The sequence below is a fragment of the Photobacterium phosphoreum genome (genome assembly GCF_002954725.1).
GTDB lineage: Bacteria > Pseudomonadota > Gammaproteobacteria > Enterobacterales > Vibrionaceae > Photobacterium > Photobacterium phosphoreum.
In genome coordinates this window covers 646,651-667,762 of sequence record NZ_MSCQ01000002.1, presented here as the reverse complement: position 1 = coordinate 667,762, position 21,112 = coordinate 646,651, and the positions used below count along the sequence as shown (strand labels likewise).

Annotated in this window: 20 protein-coding genes; 7 read left to right on the top strand and 13 right to left on the bottom strand. The window is 39.4% G+C overall.

Annotated features, from left to right (window positions below; all coding sequences use genetic code 11):
• Positions 1-175: 175 nt before the first annotated feature.
• Both BTO21_RS15220 and BTO21_RS15215 read left to right on the top strand, forming a co-directional pair.
• The gene (locus tag BTO21_RS15220; protein WP_239998029.1) at positions 176-640 is read left to right on the top strand and encodes a septal ring lytic transglycosylase RlpA family protein; all 465 of its coding nucleotides are present in this window, start codon (positions 176-178) and stop codon (positions 638-640) included.
• Between the two features lie 59 nt (positions 641-699).
• Positions 700-1,458, top strand: a complete 759-nt coding sequence (locus tag BTO21_RS15215) for a hypothetical protein (RefSeq protein ID WP_045029612.1) — start codon at positions 700-702, stop codon at positions 1,456-1,458.
• A gap of 79 nt (positions 1,459-1,537) precedes the next feature.
• On the opposite strand, the gene BTO21_RS15210 is transcribed toward BTO21_RS15215, so the two are convergent.
• Both BTO21_RS15210 and BTO21_RS15205 read right to left on the bottom strand, forming a co-directional pair.
• A complete protein-coding gene (locus tag BTO21_RS15210; protein ID WP_045029610.1) occupies positions 1,538-2,305 on the bottom strand; it encodes a DUF2076 domain-containing protein in 768 nt (255 codons plus the stop codon).
• Positions 2,306-2,700: 395 nt separating this feature from the next.
• The gene (locus BTO21_RS15205) at positions 2,701-3,420 is read right to left on the bottom strand and encodes an HAD family hydrolase (protein WP_239998031.1); all 720 of its coding nucleotides are present in this window, start codon (positions 3,418-3,420) and stop codon (positions 2,701-2,703) included.
• Positions 3,421-3,654: 234 nt separating this feature from the next.
• On the opposite strand from BTO21_RS15205, the gene BTO21_RS15200 reads away from it, so the two are divergent.
• A complete protein-coding gene (locus BTO21_RS15200) occupies positions 3,655-3,993 on the top strand; it encodes a hypothetical protein (protein WP_065207604.1) in 339 nt (112 codons plus the stop codon).
• A gap of 86 nt (positions 3,994-4,079) precedes the next feature.
• Here BTO21_RS15200 and BTO21_RS15195 read toward each other — a convergent pair whose 3' ends face one another.
• Positions 4,080-4,403, bottom strand: a complete 324-nt coding sequence (locus BTO21_RS15195) for a hypothetical protein (RefSeq protein WP_045029607.1) — start codon at positions 4,401-4,403, stop codon at positions 4,080-4,082.
• Between the two features lie 229 nt (positions 4,404-4,632).
• Between BTO21_RS15195 and BTO21_RS15190 the strand changes: the two genes are divergently transcribed.
• Positions 4,633-4,875, top strand: coding sequence for a hypothetical protein (locus tag BTO21_RS15190; protein WP_045029605.1), 243 nt, complete (start codon positions 4,633-4,635; stop codon positions 4,873-4,875).
• A gap of 175 nt (positions 4,876-5,050) precedes the next feature.
• Here BTO21_RS15190 and BTO21_RS15180 read toward each other — a convergent pair whose 3' ends face one another.
• Positions 5,051-5,548 (bottom strand): hypothetical protein, encoded by a 498-nt coding sequence (locus BTO21_RS15180; RefSeq protein ID WP_045029602.1) that lies wholly within the window; start codon positions 5,546-5,548, stop codon positions 5,051-5,053.
• Positions 5,549-5,738: 190 nt separating this feature from the next.
• Positions 5,739-7,124 carry a class II fumarate hydratase gene (locus tag BTO21_RS15175; protein WP_045029601.1) on the bottom strand — a complete coding sequence of 462 codons (1,386 nt, stop codon included), beginning with the start codon at positions 7,122-7,124 and terminating at the stop codon, positions 5,739-5,741.
• Between the two features lie 285 nt (positions 7,125-7,409).
• Here BTO21_RS15175 and BTO21_RS15170 point away from each other — a divergent pair, with 285 nt between their 5' ends.
• Positions 7,410-7,709 carry a PepSY domain-containing protein gene (locus tag BTO21_RS15170; RefSeq protein ID WP_232572575.1) on the top strand — a complete coding sequence of 100 codons (300 nt, stop codon included), beginning with the start codon at positions 7,410-7,412 and terminating at the stop codon, positions 7,707-7,709.
• 68 nt (positions 7,710-7,777) lie between these two features.
• Here BTO21_RS15170 and BTO21_RS15165 read toward each other — a convergent pair whose 3' ends face one another.
• From BTO21_RS15165 to BTO21_RS15150, 4 genes are all read right to left on the bottom strand, one after another.
• Positions 7,778-7,960, bottom strand: a complete 183-nt coding sequence (locus BTO21_RS15165; protein ID WP_045029599.1) for a hypothetical protein — start codon at positions 7,958-7,960, stop codon at positions 7,778-7,780.
• Positions 7,961-8,056: 96 nt separating this feature from the next.
• On the bottom strand, positions 8,057-9,310 hold the full coding sequence (locus tag BTO21_RS15160; RefSeq protein ID WP_065191846.1) for a nucleotidyl cyclase domain-containing protein: 1,254 nt from the start codon (positions 9,308-9,310) through the stop codon (positions 8,057-8,059).
• Positions 9,311-9,451: 141 nt separating this feature from the next.
• Positions 9,452-10,048, bottom strand: coding sequence for a DUF1415 domain-containing protein (locus BTO21_RS15155; protein WP_082056857.1), 597 nt, complete (start codon positions 10,046-10,048; stop codon positions 9,452-9,454).
• 106 nt (positions 10,049-10,154) lie between these two features.
• Positions 10,155-12,167: an exoribonuclease II gene (locus tag BTO21_RS15150; protein ID WP_045029596.1), complete on the bottom strand. Its 2,013-nt coding sequence runs from the start codon at positions 12,165-12,167 to the stop codon at positions 10,155-10,157.
• Between the two features lie 745 nt (positions 12,168-12,912).
• Between BTO21_RS15150 and BTO21_RS15145 the strand changes: the two genes are divergently transcribed.
• Positions 12,913-14,889: a DEAD/DEAH box helicase gene (locus BTO21_RS15145; protein ID WP_045029595.1), complete on the top strand. Its 1,977-nt coding sequence runs from the start codon at positions 12,913-12,915 to the stop codon at positions 14,887-14,889.
• 66 nt (positions 14,890-14,955) lie between these two features.
• Here the strand turns inward: BTO21_RS15145 and BTO21_RS15140 are convergent, their stop codons facing one another.
• The gene (locus tag BTO21_RS15140; RefSeq protein ID WP_045029593.1) at positions 14,956-15,873 is read right to left on the bottom strand and encodes a LysR family transcriptional regulator; all 918 of its coding nucleotides are present in this window, start codon (positions 15,871-15,873) and stop codon (positions 14,956-14,958) included.
• 236 nt (positions 15,874-16,109) lie between these two features.
• Here BTO21_RS15140 and fabG point away from each other — a divergent pair, with 236 nt between their 5' ends.
• The gene (gene fabG, locus BTO21_RS15135; protein ID WP_045029592.1) at positions 16,110-16,844 is read left to right on the top strand and encodes a 3-oxoacyl-ACP reductase FabG; all 735 of its coding nucleotides are present in this window, start codon (positions 16,110-16,112) and stop codon (positions 16,842-16,844) included.
• Between the two features lie 549 nt (positions 16,845-17,393).
• Here the strand turns inward: fabG and BTO21_RS15130 are convergent.
• The 3 genes from BTO21_RS15130 to BTO21_RS15120 all read right to left on the bottom strand — a co-directional run bounded on the left by BTO21_RS15130 (position 17,394) and on the right by BTO21_RS15120 (position 21,102).
• On the bottom strand, positions 17,394-18,194 hold the full coding sequence (locus BTO21_RS15130; RefSeq protein ID WP_045029590.1) for a TOBE domain-containing protein: 801 nt from the start codon (positions 18,192-18,194) through the stop codon (positions 17,394-17,396).
• Positions 18,195-18,373: 179 nt separating this feature from the next.
• Complete coding sequence (locus BTO21_RS15125) at positions 18,374-19,717, bottom strand: TldD/PmbA family protein (RefSeq protein WP_045029589.1); 1,344 nt, start codon at positions 19,715-19,717, stop codon at positions 18,374-18,376.
• Entirely contained in the window at positions 19,717-21,102 is a 1,386-nt protein-coding gene (locus BTO21_RS15120) for a TldD/PmbA family protein (RefSeq protein ID WP_045029587.1), read from the bottom strand. Before BTO21_RS15120 ends, BTO21_RS15125 begins: the two co-directional genes overlap by 1 nt.
• Positions 21,103-21,112 lie beyond the last annotated feature (10 nt).

Genomic DNA, 21,112 nt, shown 5'->3' with positions numbered 1-21,112 from the left:
CTCTTTTGTAGCCGACATTATTATGATGTCGGTTTTTTTTCTTTAAAAAACATACAAATATGATCTTGTTCGGTTTTAAGTAACATTTAGTGATAGAATTTAACAACCAAGTGTTCGTTTTCCTTGGTTTATAAGTGATTGATTGAATAAGCTTGATTAGCGGGAGGGTGATAGTATGAATGGGTCTGTTATGTGGTATTGGGGGGTAGGTGCATTAGCCCTTATCATTACATCAGGGTGTACGACTTCTGATCAACACCATAATCAACCAACTGTCGAAACTAAACGTCCAGTATTAATCATCGAACCGAGTGCGTATAAAAAAGACAATCCAGAGATCAAAAATAATAAAGTGATCTACGGTAAAGCGTCTTTTTACGCCAATATGTTTCAGGGACGTAAAACAGCCAATGGACAAATTTTTGACCAAGGTAAATTAACGGCAGCACATCGCACATTGCCATTTGGTACAAAGGTGAAAGTTACCAACGTAAGCAATAATAAAAGTGTGATCGTTACGGTTAATGATCGTGGGCCATTTATTCGTGGGCGTATGATCGATTTATCAAAGTCAGCATTTCGAGCTATTGGTAATACTCGTTCAGGAGTATTAAACGTAACAGTGGAAATTTTAAAATAAGAACAAGGAAGTTAACGTAGCAATAGTCAGTATTGTTAGGTTAATAAGGGAGTAAGGTTATGATTCTAGAAACGTTAAGCCAGTCTGTATCGACGGTTTTACATAATAAAAAAAGGTTATTGAAAGCCTTACTGATTCCTTTCCTAGTAACGTATTGCTTACGCTCAATGAAAGTGTCGGTAGCGGGTTATGAGCTATATAGTGAGATATTGGTTGTTATCTTTAATATAGCGATCTTTTTGACCTCTTCGATGATTTGTTTACGAACGCAACAAATATTAGATAAACATGATACCGATGACACCGTAGATGCACCATGGCAATGGCTTAAATTTGACTCTCAGCAACGTCGTTATAGTGGCTATTTGTTGGTGTTATTTGTTTTGTTACAGGCTATTTTTCTTTTAATTGAAGCTGATTATAAAATAGCGACGAATGGCTTGGTCTATAGTGTGATGCTGGTATTAAGTGTCGTTGGGTGGGTGATATTTTCACGTTTATCTTTTGTTTTACCTGCCATTGCCTCAGGAAAAGAAGCGTCATTTAAAGATGCATGGGCAATAACCAAAGATAAAAAATTATATGCATTTGTGATTGCCGGTTTACTACCCGTTGCTTTTTATATGCTATTTATTGGATTGCCAATATTTTTATTGTTTGCTAATCCTAATTTAGCGATGGGATTGAAGTTTATTTATATTTTTATCTGGGGCGTTATTGTTATTGCTATCCCATTTATTATTGCAGCAATTGAAGCGACGGCTTATCGGGCTTTAATGGATAAATCAAAAGCAACTGAAATTTCAAATCCCGCGTAAGCGTTTAAGTATCTGTGTATCTCGTAATATAAAAAAGAGCGCATAAGCGCTCTTTTTTGATTGATGGACAATAATTCTTTTAGAAATCTTCGTCGTCACCACCGAAATCGCCGCCAAAGCCGCCATCGGTATCACCAAAACCGCTATTGTTAGCGAATGTATCATCGCCGCCAAAGCCACTATCATCGCCACCGAAACCTGAATCACCAAAGCCGCCGTTATCGTCACCAAAACCAGCATCACCGAAACCACCCGTGTAGTCAGATGCAAAGCTGTTTGAGTCATCATTAAGGAAGCTTTCATTATCAGCTTGTGGATCAGTGGTTGCATCAGCCGCAGTATCTGCTTGTGCAGTGTCAGTTGTATCCGTTGCCGCATCAGTTGCATCAGCCGCTGGGGCTGCATCTGCTGCTGGATCTGCTGCCGCTATTTCTGCGGGTTTATCACCAAAGATCATATTGCTAATGACACTACCTGCAACCATACCAGCTGCAACACCGGCTGCTGTTTGCATGAAGCCACCAAAAGCACTTGGCTGGTGAGCGGGTGGTTGTGGCTGTTGAGGTGGCGCTTGACGAGAGCCACCAAACATACGGCTCATTGGACCACGGTTTGATTCTTCTTTGTAATACTCAGCGTTTTTCTCTAAGTAATCGTTCTTTTCTTTTAGTTGCTTCAGTGCCATCTCTTGCACAAGTACTGCTTGTGTTAGTTTGTAGATAGCATCTGGCTGTGCGCCAATTTCAGTGTTAATAAGTTGTTCTGCGTCCGCATCTTTTTTGCTTTCAGGGCTTTTCTGGAGCTTAGCAGCAACGCTTTGAATCAGTTCTTTTTCTTGTGGAGTCATGATTATTACCTTCTCAATACCCTGTCATTGGTAGGGTGTACCGTTGCTTGGCTGGTAAGAGATTATCTACACCAACCTTGCTAAATAAGATTGCTCACAAATTACATTATTCACATAAATATATTGAACTGGCGATGAACGCACCATTGTAATTTGTAAATCGAAATAGAATGCGCGAATACTGTATTACGTTCGTTGTACTACATCTATAGTTTGCTACAAGATATTTCATTTAGTTTGTTACTATCTGTAAATGGGTACTGAAAATGTATTATCAAGCATAGTCACAGGATTTATTTATCGTTTGTTAACATGCTCTCATTATTGAGATCCTGTTATAGCGTTAATGCTACATAAAATGGAGGGATATGCTGTGAGGGAGGGAGGATTAATCGTTAGCGTAGAATATTATTGTCATGACGCCAATTCATGATCGTCCACTCTTTCATTTGGGCATGCATCGCTAGTGTCGGATCGGGGTTAACGGCAAACGGTTTATTAACCAGGTTAAGCAGTGGTAAATCGTTTATGGAGTCACTGTAGCCATAACTGCCTTTATAATTATGATTTTGTTGTTGCAGCCATATTTTTAAACGTTCAACTTTACCTTCTTTAAAACTCAGAATACCCGTTGTTGCTCCGGTATAGATCCCATTGTGTTGCTCTACATGAATCGCAATAACATCCTTGACCCCAAGAACCGCAGCAATCGGTTTGACAAGATGCTCGCCTGTCGCAGAGATAATTAAAATATGATCACCCCGTTTGCGGTGCCATTCAATGCGTTCAAGCGCTTGTTGGTATATTGCTGGAGTAATAATATCGGTAATAAATTCATCAATAAGAGGTTGGATTTGGTGGTGACTTTTACCTTTGAGGGGAGCAAGTGTCGCTGTCATATAACTGTCCATATCGAGTGTGCCTTTGCTATAGGCTGTCATCATGGCGTGTTCTTGGGTTAATAATGAAAGCGGAGCTAATCCTTTAGCGACAATAAATTTATTCCACAGGCTTGCTGAGTCAGCAGCAATCAAGGTTTCATCTAAATCAAAGATAGCAAGGTAAGTTGGCATTATTGGTTTGATATTTTCTGTTGTTCGGGGAGTAAATGACACGTGTAATTCCTTAATTGGTTCATTGTTATATTTATCATTGTGGTGCAATGGTTGTTAGAGTAGGAAATAATGATGACAGTTTTATGATGTTCTTGTGGCTTTTTGACGACATAGCGTAGTCGATGGATAAGCTGTAATGCTAAGTTGTTGCAATATAAAAATGATCTTATGTTATTTCAGCGATGGTAGGTGTAGTTTAGATTACACGATACAGTTATTTAGATAGGAATGACGATGAGTAATGCGATAATCACTATTACAACAAACTGCATTAATGACCTTAATCTGGCCACTGAGCTAGCCCAGCAACAAGTAGTTGTTACTGATATTGAACAAATACATTTTCAATTAGCGAATAACACCACGGTAGTCTTTAAAAAAGATGCGGCATTACAGCATTATCTAAACACGTTGTTAGGCATGAATTTAAAGCGAGTATTTCGCAATAATGAGCATCAACTTAATCATCTTACTGAAAAATCGGTCAATATTGATGGAACATTATTATTATTGAAAGATGATGGTGACTGGTTACGAATGCAGTGTGATCGTGGCACATTAGCAAAATTATAAAACGACGTGTGTTATCTATCTATGGCCAATCTGGTTACAGAAAATCTAGAATAAATGTTATAGATTGGCCATCAAAGAGCAATAAGTTAGCTGATCGCTTCGCAGATACGTTTATTATTGGTGTAATAGTAACGATGGTGGCTATCAGGCGTATTGTCAGCAAATGCCTTATCGATAACATAGGGCGTGCCTTTAGCAAATAACCAAATAAATTGTTCAATAGCTTCGTCAAATTGTGCTTCAGTTGCATGCTTAGTGGGGCGTGAGAATTCAAAGCGAGTTAACATTGTTGTATCGACGATCGAACAACGCTCAAAATCACTGAACCCCAGTTGTTTGAGATCAGGCCGTGGCATGCCGCCAGGTACCATATGTGAGGGTACTGTCAGAACTGCTTGAGTGAGATTCATCGTATATTCTTCCTTATAATATCCATTCATCTACTAATAACTGTAACTGAGTTTATCGCTTCTCTCTAGCTTTAAATATAAATATCCCTCTTTAATATTGTAAGACTTTATCTAATTAAAGCTGAATTATTTATTGTGAACGATGTTTTAAAATCAGTAGTTTTTTTCTGTTTTTACAGGTGGTTAGTATATGTTTAATGGATTATAGATTTAAGGATAAATCATACTTATGAAATATACCAAGATAGCATCTTCGTTATTGTTTTTAGCATCAGTAGCTTCCCACTCTGCGTTTGCTACACCATCAAAAGCACCAATGACAACGATTTTTTATGGTGGTCCAATTATCACTATGGAAAACAAACAACCGACAGCTGAGGCCGTAGTAACGAGCCAATATGGTAAGATTGTTTATGTTGGTACAGAGCAAGAAGCATTAAAACAGGTAAGATTGCAAACTTTACTATTTTAGAACAAGACCCTTATAAGGTTGAGTTGAAAAAATTAAAAGACATTCCAATTTATGGTACTGTTTTTGAAGGGAAATTATTTCCAATCGATAAATAGTATTTACTATAGAGTGTTTAAAAATGTATAAAAAAACCGCCTTCAAAAGAGGCGGTTTTTTGTGATTTATGGTTAGAAAATTAATCTTTAACCCATTGATCATTTACTTTTTTCAGTGATACGTTTTCATTAACAGTATCAACGGTTTGTCCTGCTTTGAAATCACCGTATTTAGCACTAAATGCAACAACCATTACTTCAGCTGCTAGATTATTTTTTAATGTATGTAACGCTGATGACATGTCGTCTGTTTTAGCTTCGGTTGTCGAATCTGTTGCAGGCACTTTTGGTTTAGCTGCTAGTGCTTTCATTGAGCTTTTAAATTCTTCTAGGCTCTTGTTAGCAACTAAATCGTAGCTTACTTCTGCTTTATAGTCTGTTTTAGTATCAAGTAATACTTTAGTAATCTTAAGGTTTTTCACTGCGAAAGGCGTCGTTTCTGCAGTAATACCTAGATTAGGTTGCTCATATTGGCTTGTTTGAACAACATTAGTAATTGTGGACTCGTCAACTTTATCACTACAACCTGCTAAAAATAGTGTTGATGCGATAGCGGCGGCTAAAACAAATTTTTTCATTAAGAATGCTCTTTGCTTGTATAAAGATACCCAGTACACAGTGTTGAACTGGCGTCTATTTATATTATACGTTACATCCAGTTTGATTTTTGGACAAGTAATGACAGTGATTTATTGCTTAATACTAACATTAAGTAGAGTAACGCCTAAAAACTGAACAATGTTTTCTATTTAACGATGAGAATATACGTTATTTAGCAATGCCACCTTGAGTGAGTTTTTTAGGATCTAATAATGATTCAAGCTCGGTGCGCGTTAAATCAGTTTCTTGTTCTGCGACATCAATAATCGGTCGTTGTTCTTTATACGCTTTCTTGGCAATTGCGGCCGCTTTTAAATAACCAATAACAGGATTCAATGCCGTGATAAGAATCGGGTTTTTACTGAGAGCCTGTTTAAGATGTTCTTCGCGGACAGTGAATGTTGTAATCGCCTTGTCTGCTAATTGAGTGGCCGTTGTGGCTAATAAGGTAATACTTTGGAGTAAGTTATAGGTAATAACAGGTAGCATAACATTAAGTTGAAAGTTCCCTGATTGACCTGCAATCGTAATGGTTGCGTCATTACCTATTACTTGTGCTGCTACCATTGCCGCTGCTTCTGGAATCACAGGATTGACTTTGCCGGGCATTATTGATGAACCAGGCTGGAGTGGCTCTAATTCTATTTCTCCTAAACCCGCCAGTGGGCCTGCATTCATCCAACGAAGATCATTGGATATTTTCATGATAGCAACGGCAAGGGTTTTTAATTGCCCCGATAAAGCCACGACAGCATCTTGACTGCTCATGCTGTAAAAGAAATTACTGCTGGTACAAAAAGGCACTGCTGTTGCGATGGCGATATTTTTTGCGAAGATAGCCGCAAAATGGGGGTGGGTATTGATACCTGTACCAACAGCAGTACCACCTTGTGCTAATGCAGAAACATTTTCTAATGCCAGTTCAATACCATGTCGAGCATGTTCAATTTGACTCTGCCAGCCACTGAGTTCTTGTCCAAGAGTAATCGGCATCGCATCCATTAAATGAGTACGTCCCGTTTTTACACAATGATTTACCTGCTGGCTTTTCTTTTCTAATGCTTGTTCTAAATGGATCAAAGCGGGTAATAATTGCTGGTGGCACGTTAAGGCAGCACTGACTTGAATAGCGGTAGGAATGGTGTCGTTACTGCTTTGACCACGATTAACATCATCATTAGGACTGATCGTGATCCCTAATTGTTGTGAGGCTAATGTTGCAATCACCTCGTTGGCATTCATATTGGAGCTGGTACCCGATCCGGTTTGGAATACATCAATGGGGAATTGGTCATGGTGATTGCCATCAATAATCAATTGGCAACTATCAATAATCGCATGTGCTGTTTGATCCTCAAGTAGTTGAAGTTCAAGGTTAGTACGTGCCGCTGCTTGTTTAATATAGGCCAACGCTTGAATAAAGGCACTTGGCATCGTTAAGCCGCTGATAGGGAAATTATTGATTGCGCGTTGTGTTTGTGCTTGATAAAGCGCGTCTTTGGGCACCTCGATATCACCCATGCTATCAGTTTCGATACGATGTAATACTGACATAATGTTATCCTTATAAATAGATGATGTTCCATAATGGCAATATCGGTGGATATAGCACTATTAGTACTCATTGCCATGAAACGATAAGTTATTATAGGCTACTGTTTGGATGGATTTTTATTGATATCATAGTTTGCGAATACATTATCATTCGTATTAATATAATCTGATAAAAGTATAAATCACATCACTTTATTTCAATTATTGGTGCAGTTATTGCTTGAAAGAAAGTAATACTCAAATGGTCAATGCTAAGCATAGCAATCATGCTATTAAGGGGTAGAGGTGATTCGAAGTATAAAAGTATTGTTTATTAGCAGTAGTATGTGCTGTTTATTACAAAGCTATGTGGTTAATGCTGATCCGATTGATACCTCTGTGGTGGAAATGCTGAGCGTTCCTTCTGCAATGAAACAACTTGAATCGAATGGTTATTATGATTTTAGAATGATAAAAGTCGAACGTAAGCATAATGAAATTGTAATCAAAGCGCGTAATAAAGCCGGCGAAGCTGTTGAATTAGAAATGGATTTGTATACAGGTGCTATTTTACACGAACAAGCGAATAATGCTGAGATTCAGTAGTCGTGCCAAATGGATAAATTTATACAATGGATAAGAAAGATAAAGATCTTTACTTATCCATTGATATATTACTCATCGTCGTTAAAAATTCGGCCTTCTAGGGAGTATGGATCGTTTTCATCGTATAAATTATGATGACCACGAATACGTTTGAGTGTTTTTTCAAGGGCTTTAGCCTGCTCAAAATGACCTTCTTGATAGGCAATGGATATTTTTTGTTCCATATCTTCAATTCTATCTTGGTTGTTCATTTTAATCCTCCCATGAGTTGCTCTCGATAAATTAACTACCCCTTATCATTTTATACCAAATTTCTAATGAGGTAGTTGGCGGAGCCGTATGTGTTTTTAAACGCTGTTATTATTAACAGCGATATAGATTTGGTTTTTTTTCTTATTGGTTCGCTGTGCTGTCTGTAATACATCGATTGCTTGTTGTAAAACCGCCGTCGCCGTTTGCTCGACATGAGATACACAGATCCCCACGCTGACACTTACTTTTATTGTTTTTTTACGTATTTTTTTTATTTTAGTTTCAGTTTGGTCTGACTGCGGTTCAATAATAATGGGCTCGATAATATGTTTTTCGATGCTAATACTTTGCTGTAGTTGTTCTATTATCGGTTGACAGTCAATGACTTTTTTATGTTCAAAAATCACGATAAACTGTTGTGATACAAAATAAAGATGTGCTGAAAGCTGAGTGTGCTGAGCTAATAAGGAAGCAATAGAACGTTGAATATCACTAATGGCCTGTGGATGATGTTTATCAATAATTTTAGTGGTGTTATCAATATCGATGACTGCCATCGTGTAATTTTGGGGTAATCGCGGTAGTGCTTGCGCAAAAGCTCGATGATCAGCAAGTTGGGTTAATGGATCGCGGAATTGTTGTTGATAGTAGCCATAGCCGAGATCGAATAAGAGAAAGAGAGCACAGACAATAAATGCACTGCTTGAGATAAACAGGTAGTGGAAAAAGATAAATGTGGTTGTCGTTAATAAACTACAGATAAAGATATGCTGATCAATCCGCCGATGATATTTAATGGCTAATGCGCCAGAACCGCAGCAGACGGCAAGGTTAAAGATAATTAAAATCAACGGTAATGATGAAATGTTGTGATAGGTAAAGAGGTGGATCTGTTGCCAACTTGAAAAGTTTTCTTGATAGAAATAGCTAATAGTTGCGCCAATTCCGCATTGGATGGCAAGTACTAATAATAGTGCTACTGTCGCTAACGAGAGGAGTTTAAAAGGAGGAATAATGCGGAGCAACAGCAGGTTAATCGGTAATAATGCGGCTAAAAGACAAAAAATCAATTTAGTGTCAGTGTTGGCTAATGAGGTTTGTAGCCAAAAAAGAATAACGCTATAAGCAACCAACATGATGATAGCAACAAACCCACTTTGAGCTTGAGGTTGCTTGTTATTGAGTATGATGACGGCACCGAGCAAGATAAAAGGCAGGTTGATCCATAATTGTGAATAAGTCACCATAAAAGGGGTCAACAAAGGGTAGCTCATAACCATCAATGCGGTGATGAAAAAGGGGAGGACAAAGCGAGTATTGGGTGAACGCAAATGAGATAATAATAACATTTAACAATGAGCCCTAAACAAAAAATCGAGTAGGTTATTAATATAACAAATAAATAACGACAATAACTCGATATTGCCGTCATTTTATTGCTACAGATTCAACGCGTGATTGAATGGCAGTGGGTAATGTAAAGCATGTCGTTATTTGATCAGGTAAGGAAATAACTGACGCATTTGTTCTGGGGTTAAATTTTCAACACATTCGATATTACGATCTGGAATGGCTTCTGGATTAGGGTAGTGCTTGATCACCTTTGCCATGCTTTCTTCACGAATAAGGTGAAATACAGGGTAGGGGGAACGGTTAGTTAGGTTTTCCGCATCATCAGGTTCAGCACCATAGAAACAGTAATCAGGGTGGAAGCTCGCAATTTGATAGGTGCCGCTTTTACCTAATTGCACTACAAGCCCTTCAATAAGATCTAGAAATTGGTTGTAGTCATCAAATTCTTCAAATAAGAAAGGTGCTACCACTAAAATGGTTTCCAGTGTTTCTGGTGGGGTTTCATCTAGCTCTTTGAACTGCATGTAAATGGTTTCAAGCAGGTCATTTTCATTATCATCCTCGCTCACAAATATTTTAATTTGCTTATTGCGATTAGGCTTAGCGGCAAATGGACATAAATTAAGCCCGATGACGACATCTTCAAGCCACTGTTTTACTTGTTGCTCGATAAGCTGGATTTGTTCTGGCGTGTTGTTTTTGTTGTTATCGCTTGCTGGAGTATGATTTGACATTGAGTGCTGGCTTCTTTGAATGATTTATATTGGAATAATAGTGTCAAAGGTAAAAAAAAGGCCAGTGAACACTGGCCTTGTAGTAACGTAAAGCCGATTTACATCGTTATGCTTTTTCTGGTGCGTCTGCAGCTTGTTCCGGCGCTGGAGTGACTTTAGGCGCTGGGTATTGCTGTACAGGTTTAGCTACTAATTGACGTGTTGCAGCGCGAACTTCCGCTAGTTTCACATCAAAAGTATCACCTAGTTGGTATTCTTTAACACCATCAATACTGATAATACCAAGCTCACCGCTACAGACAATACGTTCTTTGTTATCAACAATGAGCGAGCCTGGAATAAAGGCCGCTGCGCCATTTTCAAGTAGGCGCACACGCATACCTGCGCGGTTGATATCAAAGATTTCAGCTTTAAAGATAGTTTCTTTCTTCACTGCATCTTTAAGTAAACGCACATATAACCAATCAGATACGTCACGTTCAGCCATACGGTGATGACGACGATGATTAGCAATCTCATCACCCACGTTATCATCAGGTTTTTGCGAAGGCTCGTTACCTGTGATTAGGGCTTTAAGTAAACGGTGGTTGATCATATCACCATATTTACGAATCGGAGATGTCCATGTTGCGTAAACATCCAGTCCCATTGCATAGTGTGGCGCTGGTGTATTAGCCACTTCGCTATAAGCTTGGAATTTACGTAAACGGTTATCAAGATAAGTGCTATCTAAGGTATTTAACCAACGACGTAACGCACTGAAGCCTTCTAAAGTAACAATTTCTTCTTTAGTAAACGGTGCTTCGGCATTGGTAATAAATTCCATTGCAGTATCAAGTTTTTCTTGATGGAAACCGCTATGAACGTTAAATACACCCGTTGCAAACTTCTCTTGTAAAGCGCGCCCTGCACAAATATTGGCAGTGATCATCGCTTCTTCGATCATGCGATTAGCAATACGACGTAAGTCAGTATGAATAGCGACAACGTCGTTATCTTCACTTAACTCAAAGCGATAATCTGGGCGATCTGGGAATACCACCGCATTTGCCATACGCCAATCAGAACGTAATATTGCAAAACCTTGTAGTGCAACAATTTGTTGCTCTATAACGGCATTCGGTGTCCAGTTATCACAATGGCCGTTTTCAAGGAAATCAGACACATTGTTGTAAGATAAGCGGCCTTGAGATTTGATCCATGCACCAAAGAACGTGATATCGTCTTGAATAACACCGGTATTATCAATCGAAACACGACAGCATAAAACAGGGCGTTTTTCATTTTCGATAAGTGAACATAATTCATCACTTAATTCACGTGGCAGCATTGGAATATTACGGCCAGGAAGATAAATGGTAAATCCACGTTCACGTGCTTCATCATCCATCTTATCGCCAACGGCAATGTAAGAGGTAGGATCCGCAATCGCGATGGTGATTTCATAGCTACCGTCATCATTAGCGACAGTATATAAGGCATCATCCATATCTTTAGTTGATTCACCATCAATAGTAATGAAAGGTAAATCGGTTAAGTCTTGGCGTTCAATGCCTTCATCTAGCATCGCCCAGCTATCTTGTGGTGCAGGCTCTGCATTGGGTAGTTGGTGGCGAGCAAGTGTGACCCACCAAGGTGCAATTTTGTCATTACTGTCAGTGATCTTTTCATTCACTTCACAGAAAAATGGCTGATTGCTACCTGCAAGAGGGTGGCGAGTAAGTTCTGCAACAACCCAATCACCTTCTTTTAATGTTTCTGGATTAAGACCTTTTGCTGCACGTGCCTTAATCGCTTCTTTTAGTTGTGGGTGATCAGGAATGACATGCAGGCGGTTACGAATCAGTTTTACACGGCCAATAAAGCGTGTAATTGATTGTTCAACAAGCTCTTGCGGTTCAGCAACTTCGCGCTCTTTTTCGGTACGAAGAACGGCGATAACACGATCACCGTGCATAACGTTTTTCATATATACCGGCGGAATGAAGATGCTTTCTTTGTTATCAGTTTCTAGAAAGCCAAAGCCACGATCTGTTGCTTTGATATAACCTTCCTTTTTAGGAAGTGTCTCTTGGATTTGCTTTTTTAGCTGCGCTAACAGCGGGTTATCTTGAAACATTATGTCTGGTCTCAGATTATCGACTTAGACACTATACGTTTTTGGTCATCTAAAACCAAGATTTGACTGTTTAATTTTTCATTTGGCTTCATCATCATTTATAGAATCAATAGGTTAGGTGTTGTTTTTGGTGTTTTATATCAAGAAATAAAAAAATCATGACAATATATGACAAAAAATATCAATTATGATAAAAATATCAATTCGAAACAAAAAATAGCCTTAAGCCGATATATTTTACACTTTTCGCTTATGACACTATGTGAAGTGAAAAAGTATGCATCAGACATTGTTTTTAAAGTCATTGAAAAACAATGTGTTAAATAGCTAGTGGCTAACTATTATTAAATTAAAGAGTAAAACATAAAAAATAACCTTCTATACAGACATGAATACTGGGGCTGTAATATAAAAAGAGGGATAAAAGATTACCTTCGTCTGATAAAAAATTAGCTTTAATGGGAAAAGCCAAGAATTGTATTAATAGGATTGCTCGTATTTTCAACAACATAGTCAATTGATAATCTATAAGAAATATCAAAATGTTTATCAGGTGTACTATTTGTTCAATAAATGGTTATTTGTGACTTATTTTGTGACGTTGTTCAATTTTTTCTAGCTTTTTATCAAGTATTAGCCCACAATACGCCCCCTATTAGTCGAGGCCCGTGCTAGTGGTTGCTGTTGCAGAACCCTCTGTAGCAAAGGGGCCCCGTTTTTAAGTTGATCATATATTGGGATCCCAATGCAAGAAACTGTTACAGAATTTCGCCAACTAGATTTGGCCGACACACTATTGTCTGCACTTGACTCAATGGGTTTTGTATCGCCTACTCCTATTCAGGCCGCGTCAATACCTCTACTTTTAACTGGTACTGATGCGCTTGGTAAAGCACAGACAGGTACTGGTAAAACAGCAGCGTTCTCGTTGCCTGTACTGAACAAAATTGATCTTTCTCAGCATAAGCCACAAGCTATTGTTATGGCTCCAACACGTGAGCTTGCAATTCAGGTTGCTGCAGAAATCAAAGTACTTGGTCAAAATATCAAAGGCCTTAAGGTTCTTGAGATTTACGGCGGTGCTTCAATCGTTGATCAAATGCGTGCACTGAAAAATGGTGCTCACATTGTTGTTGGTACTCCTGGTCGTGTTAAAGACCTTATTTCACGTAAGCAACTTTTCTTAGACGAAGTAAAAACTTTCGTTCTTGATGAAGCTGATGAAATGTTAAAAATGGGTTTCGTTGACGACGTTACTTGGATCATGGAACAAGCGCCAGAAACTGCACAACGTGTGCTTTTCTCTGCAACTATGCCTCCAATCGTTAAAGAAATCGTTGACCGTTTCCTACGTGAACCAGCACGCATTGACGTTGCAGGTGAAAACCGTACTGTTGCTCAAGTGTCTCAACAATTTTGGATTGTTAAAGGCGTAGAGAAAGACGAAGCAATGAGTCGTCTTCTTGAAACTGAAAACACTGATGCATCAATCGTATTCGTTCGTACTCGTCAAGATACTGAGCGTCTAGCTGATTGGTTATCTTCTCGTGGCTTTAAAGCTGCGGCACTTCACGGTGATATTCCTCAGTCGCTACGTGAGCGTACTGTTGATCATATCAAACGTGGCGTGATTGATATTCTAGTTGCAACTGACGTTGTAGCACGTGGCCTAGACGTGGCACGTATTACACACGTATTCAACTACGATATCCCATTCGATGTTGAATCATACATTCACCGTATTGGTCGTACTGGCCGTGCTGGACGTGAAGGTAAAGCGATCCTATTGGTTCGTACTAACCAAATCCGCATGCTACGTACTATCGAGCGCGTTACTAAATCTCGTATGGAAGAAATTCAACTTCCTCTACGTGATCTAGTTGCTGCATCTCGTCTGAACCGTTTAGGTGAAGAACTGGCTGCACAAAAAGAACAAACTAATGTTGAAGCATTCGTTGAACTTGTAGCAAAACTACAAGAGTCAATTGATGTTGATGCAGCGACACTAGCGGCAATGCTTCTTCAGCGTCAGCAAGGTAACCGTCCTTTATTCTATAAAGGTCCAGATCCAATGATCGCTGCTATTGAGCGTGAATCACAACGTCGTGAGCGTCGTGGTGACCGTGATGACCGTGGTAGTGATCGTGGCGACCGTCGTGGTGACCGTCCTGATCGTGGCGAGCGTCGTGGTGATCGTCCTGAGCGTGGTGGTGAGCGTGGCGAACGTCGCACTTTCAACAACGCTGATTGGGATACTTACCAATTACAAGTTGGCCGTGAGCAAGGTGTTCAAGTTAAAGATATCGTTGGCGCAATCGCAAACGAACTTGGCTTAAGCAAAGAGTTCATCGGTGCGATTAAACTTGCTCCTTCTCATACTTTTGTTCAACTTCCTAAGAAGATGACTGCAGAAGTGGCAGAGCAACTGAAGAAACTACGTATTCGCCAGAATGACGTTAAAGCAGTTGTTGTTGAAGGTGAAGTACTACGTGAACATCGTCCACGTACTGGTAACCGTGATGCAAACCGTAGCGGTGAGCGTACTGGTCATCGTGGTAGCCGTGACGGCAATCGCGAAGGCAACCGTGGTGGTGAGCGTGGTGGCGAGCGTCGTTTCGATCGCAACCGTGGTAACGACACTCGTGGTGGCTACCGTGGTAACCGTGATGGTGCTGCTGCAGCACGTCCAGCGGGCGACCGTAAACCACGTACTGATGCATAATTTGCGCTAGTACAATAAAAAAGCCAGACGAAAGTCTGGCTTTTTTGTATGTGTTTTTTGACAACGTTAAGTAACATTACGGCTTAGGTTTATATCCGTCACTCGTTTGAGTAAATGTTCTTTAAAGTTAGCACAGCGGGCTGGCATGTATTTTCTTGGTTTATAATACAAACTCAGTTCAAATTCGCTGCTAATATAGTTGTTAAGTACAGAGACTAATTTATTTTGTTGTAAATCATCTTGAATTAAACTGTAGGGTAAATACGCAATTCCCCCGCCAGCAAGTGCAATGTTTTTTAAAATTTCACTGTCATCGACTTCAACAGTACGTGAAATTTGAACTGAATTATATTCGCCATTTTGTTCAAAAATCCAACGATTACCGCCCACTAACGTTGTGGCAAATAAGCATAAATGTTTTTTTAAATCATTAGGTACAACAGGTTGTCCATAACGTGCTATGTACGCTGGAGAGCAACAGGCTTTCAGTGGTTCGCGTAACAAGGTTCGTTTTACCAATAAGCTATCTTTGTCTTGAAAGCCTCGATAAGTGGCATTAGCACGTATCGCAAAATCGACTTCATGAACATTATCAACTTCAAATGCTGTTTCAATGACCACAAAATTAATATTGGGGTTATCACTGACATATTCCCCGATAATTTCACTTAAATAATATTTAGCAAACAACGGTGTACAGGCAACTTTTATGGTGCCGCTATCTTCTTGGCTGATATTTTGAATTTCATTGAGTACATCGGTAATTTGATTATTAATTTGCGTAAAGCGTTGAAATAAATGTTGTCCGGCTTGAGTGACTGAAATCTTTCGAGTGGTGCGTTTGACAAGGCTTATTCCCATCATTTCTTCGAGTTCAGTGATCCAACGGCTACCAGCAGATGCCGAAATACCATATTGCTTGGCCGCTTCCGTGACTGACTGGCATCGCACTACATGAAGAAAAAAAATAATTTTATCTAACATTGCTTTCCCTGCGTCATCGCTTTATTGAGATTACATCCTATGATCAAAGTATACGTAATACGTGTTTTGTTGCATTCACTAATGGTTAAATTTAATTGTAACTGTCTTATTTTTGAAATTGTGTCTTGCAATATTGAGCCTAATGTTTAGGCCAGAGTTATCTAGACTCATAGTAAGCGCTAAGGTTTAGTTTGATTAGGCCATAGGAAGGGAATAAATATCATAAGGGGAAAAATATGCTAACAGATAAAGTATGTCTTGTAACAGGTGGAGCTCAAGGAATTGGCCGTTGTATTGTTGAAACATTTGCGCGTCAAAATGCAACACGTGTTATTGCTTGTGATATGAACATGGGCATGATGGCAGATTTAGAACAGCAGTTTCCAAACGTCACCGCATTAGAACTCAATGTCTGTGATCGGCAAGGTGTAGCAGAAGCGGTGAGACAGCTAACAGAACAATATGGTCATATCGATGTGTTGGTTAACAATGCAGGGATCACCCGTGATAATTTGATTGATAAAATGACAGAGTCTGATTGGGATTTGGTCATGGATGTTAATCTAAAAGGGGTGTTTAACATGACTCAGGCTATTGCTCCGATGATGATGCAAACGGGGACGGGGTCAATTATTACCATGTCATCGGTTGTAGGTACTGACGGCAATATCGGTCAAACCAATTATGCCGCAACCAAAGCGGGTGTGATTGCCATGACAAAATCTTGGGCGAAAGAATTTGCGCGTAAAGGGGCGCAAATACGTGCAAATTGTATTGCTCCTGGATTTATAGAAACACCAATGACGGTTGATTTACCAGAAAAAGTGATTAACCATATGACATCTAAAACACCACTTCAGCGTATGGGTAAGGCACAAGATATTGCCAACTGTGCATTATTTTTAGCTAGTGCTCAATCAAGCTTTATTACCGGGCAAGTATTAAAAGTGGATGGTGGGCTTGTTATTTAACTCTCAATCTATGATGCCTATGATGCAACGTTATTATAAAATCATTGTATCTGTTGGTAACTTATACCGACAGGAACAATGATTAGTCAGTATCAATAGTTCATATAAACAGCATTAAATTTTAAAATATCCTTTTTTGTGTCATTTTTTTGTCAAATAAGTATATTTATGATTCATGATAAGATATTTTGCAGAAAAAGCCTTAAAATGCTTTTAAGTGTTAGTTGCAGTTTAACGGTTATTTAATGATATTTTCATCATCAACACTATGGATGTTCAGTCTTGCCTGTGTGCCATTATCAGTCGTGCTTTTTTTATGTTCATTAAAGCAACAGAAAATATGGTTGAATATAATGACGTTAGGATTTGTCTTGATTGCCTGTGGCTTGCTTATTATGCAGCAATATGAAGACTATGCTAATTTTACCAACTGTATTAATAAGGGGTTTAATTACAATGCATTTTCAACTAAATGTAGCGTAGGGTCATAAAAAATATCCAATAATATACGCTCACTCCTTTGAGCATTGGGTTATGACTGAGTGTTATTTAGTACATACTTGCCACAATAACGTGAGTTGAATGGAATAATGCGTAAATTGGCATTCCTAAGCGTAAGGTTTCATCCATAAGATCTTGATTATCAACAAAAGCACAAATACTTATTTCATCGGTAAGATTGATCGTTATTTCTGTTGATTGACGATCTTGCTTCATCGCAGTCAGTGTACCGAGTAATTGGTTATCGAACCGATCACGCTTACCATGAATGAGATTTTCCTCACTACAAACAGTAATTGCAGGGCCTTTAATTAACGTTACTACATCTTTATTTTGTTTTAGCTGTAAACGTAGGGTACTGCCATGGGTGATTGTTGCTTGAATATAATGCTGGTCTGTAATAGCAATTGTTACGACATCATGCAAGTCATGGGTTTCGATGGCAGAGATATGTCCAAATAATTGATTACGCGCACTGGTTTGTAATGAAAAGCGACTCATGACACCGAGTAGACTATCAAGCGGAGCATTATCGTCATTGAGTGCTTGTAAGCCCATATCTTGAATTTTATTTAATAGGTCATACATTTGTATTAAACGTTGACCAAAGCGCGTCAGTGTTGCACCTCCGCCACCTTTCCCGCCTTTTTCACTATTAACAAGTGGTTGTTCACTATTACTATTCATATCCTTAATCGCATCAAAAGCCGCTTTATAACTAATGCCTGCTAATTTTGCACCTTGACTGATTGAGCCTGTGGTATCGATGGCTTTTAATAGCGCGATACGACGAGGATTAGCAAACATTTTATTATCAATTTGTAGTGTCGCAATGGCGGTAAGATTCATGGTCTTATTCTCATTCTTATTAGGTGTTTTTTCTATGTTATCGCATTTTGTGAAAGATTTTAAATCTAATAATAGGGATTGTTAGTTGTAACGATAATAATGGACAAGTATTTGAGTTAGCGCAAAAAAAAACCTTACTGAAGAAGATCATCAGTAAGGTTTAATCTAGTTAAATTGTATTATTTTCCTGCAATATTCAAGCGAGAGAAACGGATCTTCGGAGCATAAAAGCTGCGATTGTAATCATTTTCTAATTGACTACTTACCGCCTCAATTTCTTTGATCATTTGATAGAAATTACCTGCAACCGTAATGCCTCGTACAGGTTGTACTCGCTGTCCATCTCGGCATAAAAAGCCACTAGCACCAAATGAGAAATCACCACTTACCGCATCAGCACCTGAATGGACACCTTGCAATTCTACTAATTCGAGGTATTCACCCGCGGTGATTTCTGCCTCAGAGCTAGTACCTGCACTGATAACTGTATGACGAGCACTAACGCCTAAGCCACCTTTGGCTGAACGAGATCCATTTGCGGTATTCTCAATTCCAAAATAACTCGCTGTATGACTATTGTGTAATAAGCTTTGCAGTTTACCGTCACCGATTAATAACGTGTCACGTGTTGCAAAACCTTCGCTATCAAATGCTTTAATGGCAAAACCACCATTAATATAAGCGGTATCTGTGATTGTTAGTAATGGATTGGCTACTTGAGTGTAAAGCGAATCACGCCAAGGATTGATGCCTTTCATGGCCGCTTGTCCAGACATGCACATCCCAAACGCAGAAAATAAACTGCTTAATGCACTGAGTGTAAAGATCACTGAATAGTGTTTACTTGCAATCGGAGCACCGTCCAACAATGCTTGTGCCATATCATAACCATGGTTAATGCAGTAACTTGAATCTAACTGATTAAATACACGTCCTGATGACATGCCACCATGCATTGCTTGTTTACCGTCTTTTTCATAAAGCGTATAAGCATAACAATATGTTGAGCGTTCACTGTGGCTGCACAATGTTCCCTGAGTGTTGGCTAAAATGACATGGCTATCAGATTCAGCAAAACCATTATAAGGCGCACTGGTTGCGTGAGGTTTGCTAACGACACCTTGCTCTAGGGACAATGCAAGCGCAATCTTTTCATCAACGGTTGCGGTTTCAAGTTGATAAACTTCAGGGTCTATTGTCGCCAGTTGGCTATCAAGGCAACTGATGTTTTGATGCGGGTCTTGTTGAGAATATTGTGTATTGGTTAGGGCATTATCAACCATTAAGTCAAGACTTGCGAGATCCAGTGATTCAGAATAACTGGTGGCTGTACGTTGATCTTTAATCACACGCACACCAATCACTTGACCTGAAGTGACTTTATATTCGTCAAGTTCACCTTGGTTGGCTTTCAATGAAAAATTATTACTGCGGTTTGCAATGACATCGGCAGCGGCATTTTTTGCTTGAACACGATCAAGGACGTAATCGATAGCCTGTTGTAGTGCGTTTTGATCTGCCATTAGTTGCCACCTCCCACAAGAATATTATCCACTTTTAATGCCGCTTGACCCACGGTTGTCGGTACTGAGCCACTAACCGAACCACACATACCAGCAGCAAGGGCAAAATCATTACCGATCATGCTAATTTCTTTTAATACTTTAGGACCCGTACTGATCAAGGTTGCAGATTTTAGTGGTTTAGTGATTTTACCATTCTCAACTAAATATGCTTCTTGGACGGCAAAGTTAAACTCACCCGTACCAGGCTGAACTGATCCGCCGCCCATTTTCTTAGCATAAATACCACGCTCAACACCGGCGAGCATATCATCGAGTGTACTTGTGCCTGGCTCAATAAAGGTATTACGCATACGCGATGTTGGGGCGAACTTATAAGACTCACGACGACCTGATCCTGTACGTGCAAAGCCTGTTTTTAACCCCCCCATACGATCAACCATAAAGCTGGTCAGTTGACCGTCTTTAATCAATTGAGTACGTTGAGTTTCCATACCTTCATCATCAATGTTAATTGAACCCCATTGATTGGTCATAGTGCCATCATCAACAGCACTAACAACCGAATTGGCAATCATTTCACCCATTTTATCGTGAAAAACTGAGGCTTTTTTAGCGACAGAGGTTGTTTCAAGTAAGTGACCACAGGCTTCGTGGAAGATAACGCCACCAAATCCATTGCCTATAATGACGGGCATTTCACCGGATGGACAGGCTTCTGCAAACAGTTTAACCATGGCTTGTTGGGCGACATCATGGCCGAGTTTCTGTGCGTCAACATGAGTATTAAATTCCCAACCAGTAAACGCACCGGGTGCTTCATAGCCTGTAGATTGCTCAGTGCCATTTTGCGCCACAGCATTAGCCGAAATACGGGTATAGTGGCGAGTGTCACCAATATGAAGGCCATCGGAGTTAAAAATTTCGATTTGCTGTTCACGTTGAGCAACGCTACCAATAAACTGGGCTATTTTTTCATTTTCAGCACGAGCAGCTTGATCTGCTTGGCGTAAAAAGGCAATTTTAGCCGCCATATTGGTATCTTGGCTAAGGGGTAATTGACAACTATGTTTATTGTTATAACGGCTTAAATCTAAAGAGCCAGCCGTTAATATTTGGTCGCGTTTATCTTTTGCAGCCAGTAAAGAAGTAACACGTTTTAATTCTTCTTCATCAGTGCTATTGGTGTAACCGTAGAGGACTTTATGCCCAAAGAATAGGCGGATACCAATACCAAAATCAATGCCTGAATTGACTTTATCAATCTCAGCAGAGATAAGTTGGACTGAACTTGATTGATGGTGCTCGACAAATAACTCAGCAAAGTCAGCCCCAAGAAATAGCGCGTGATCAATGACTGTTTTAGCAGTATTAGGGTTTAGCATCTGTGCTCCC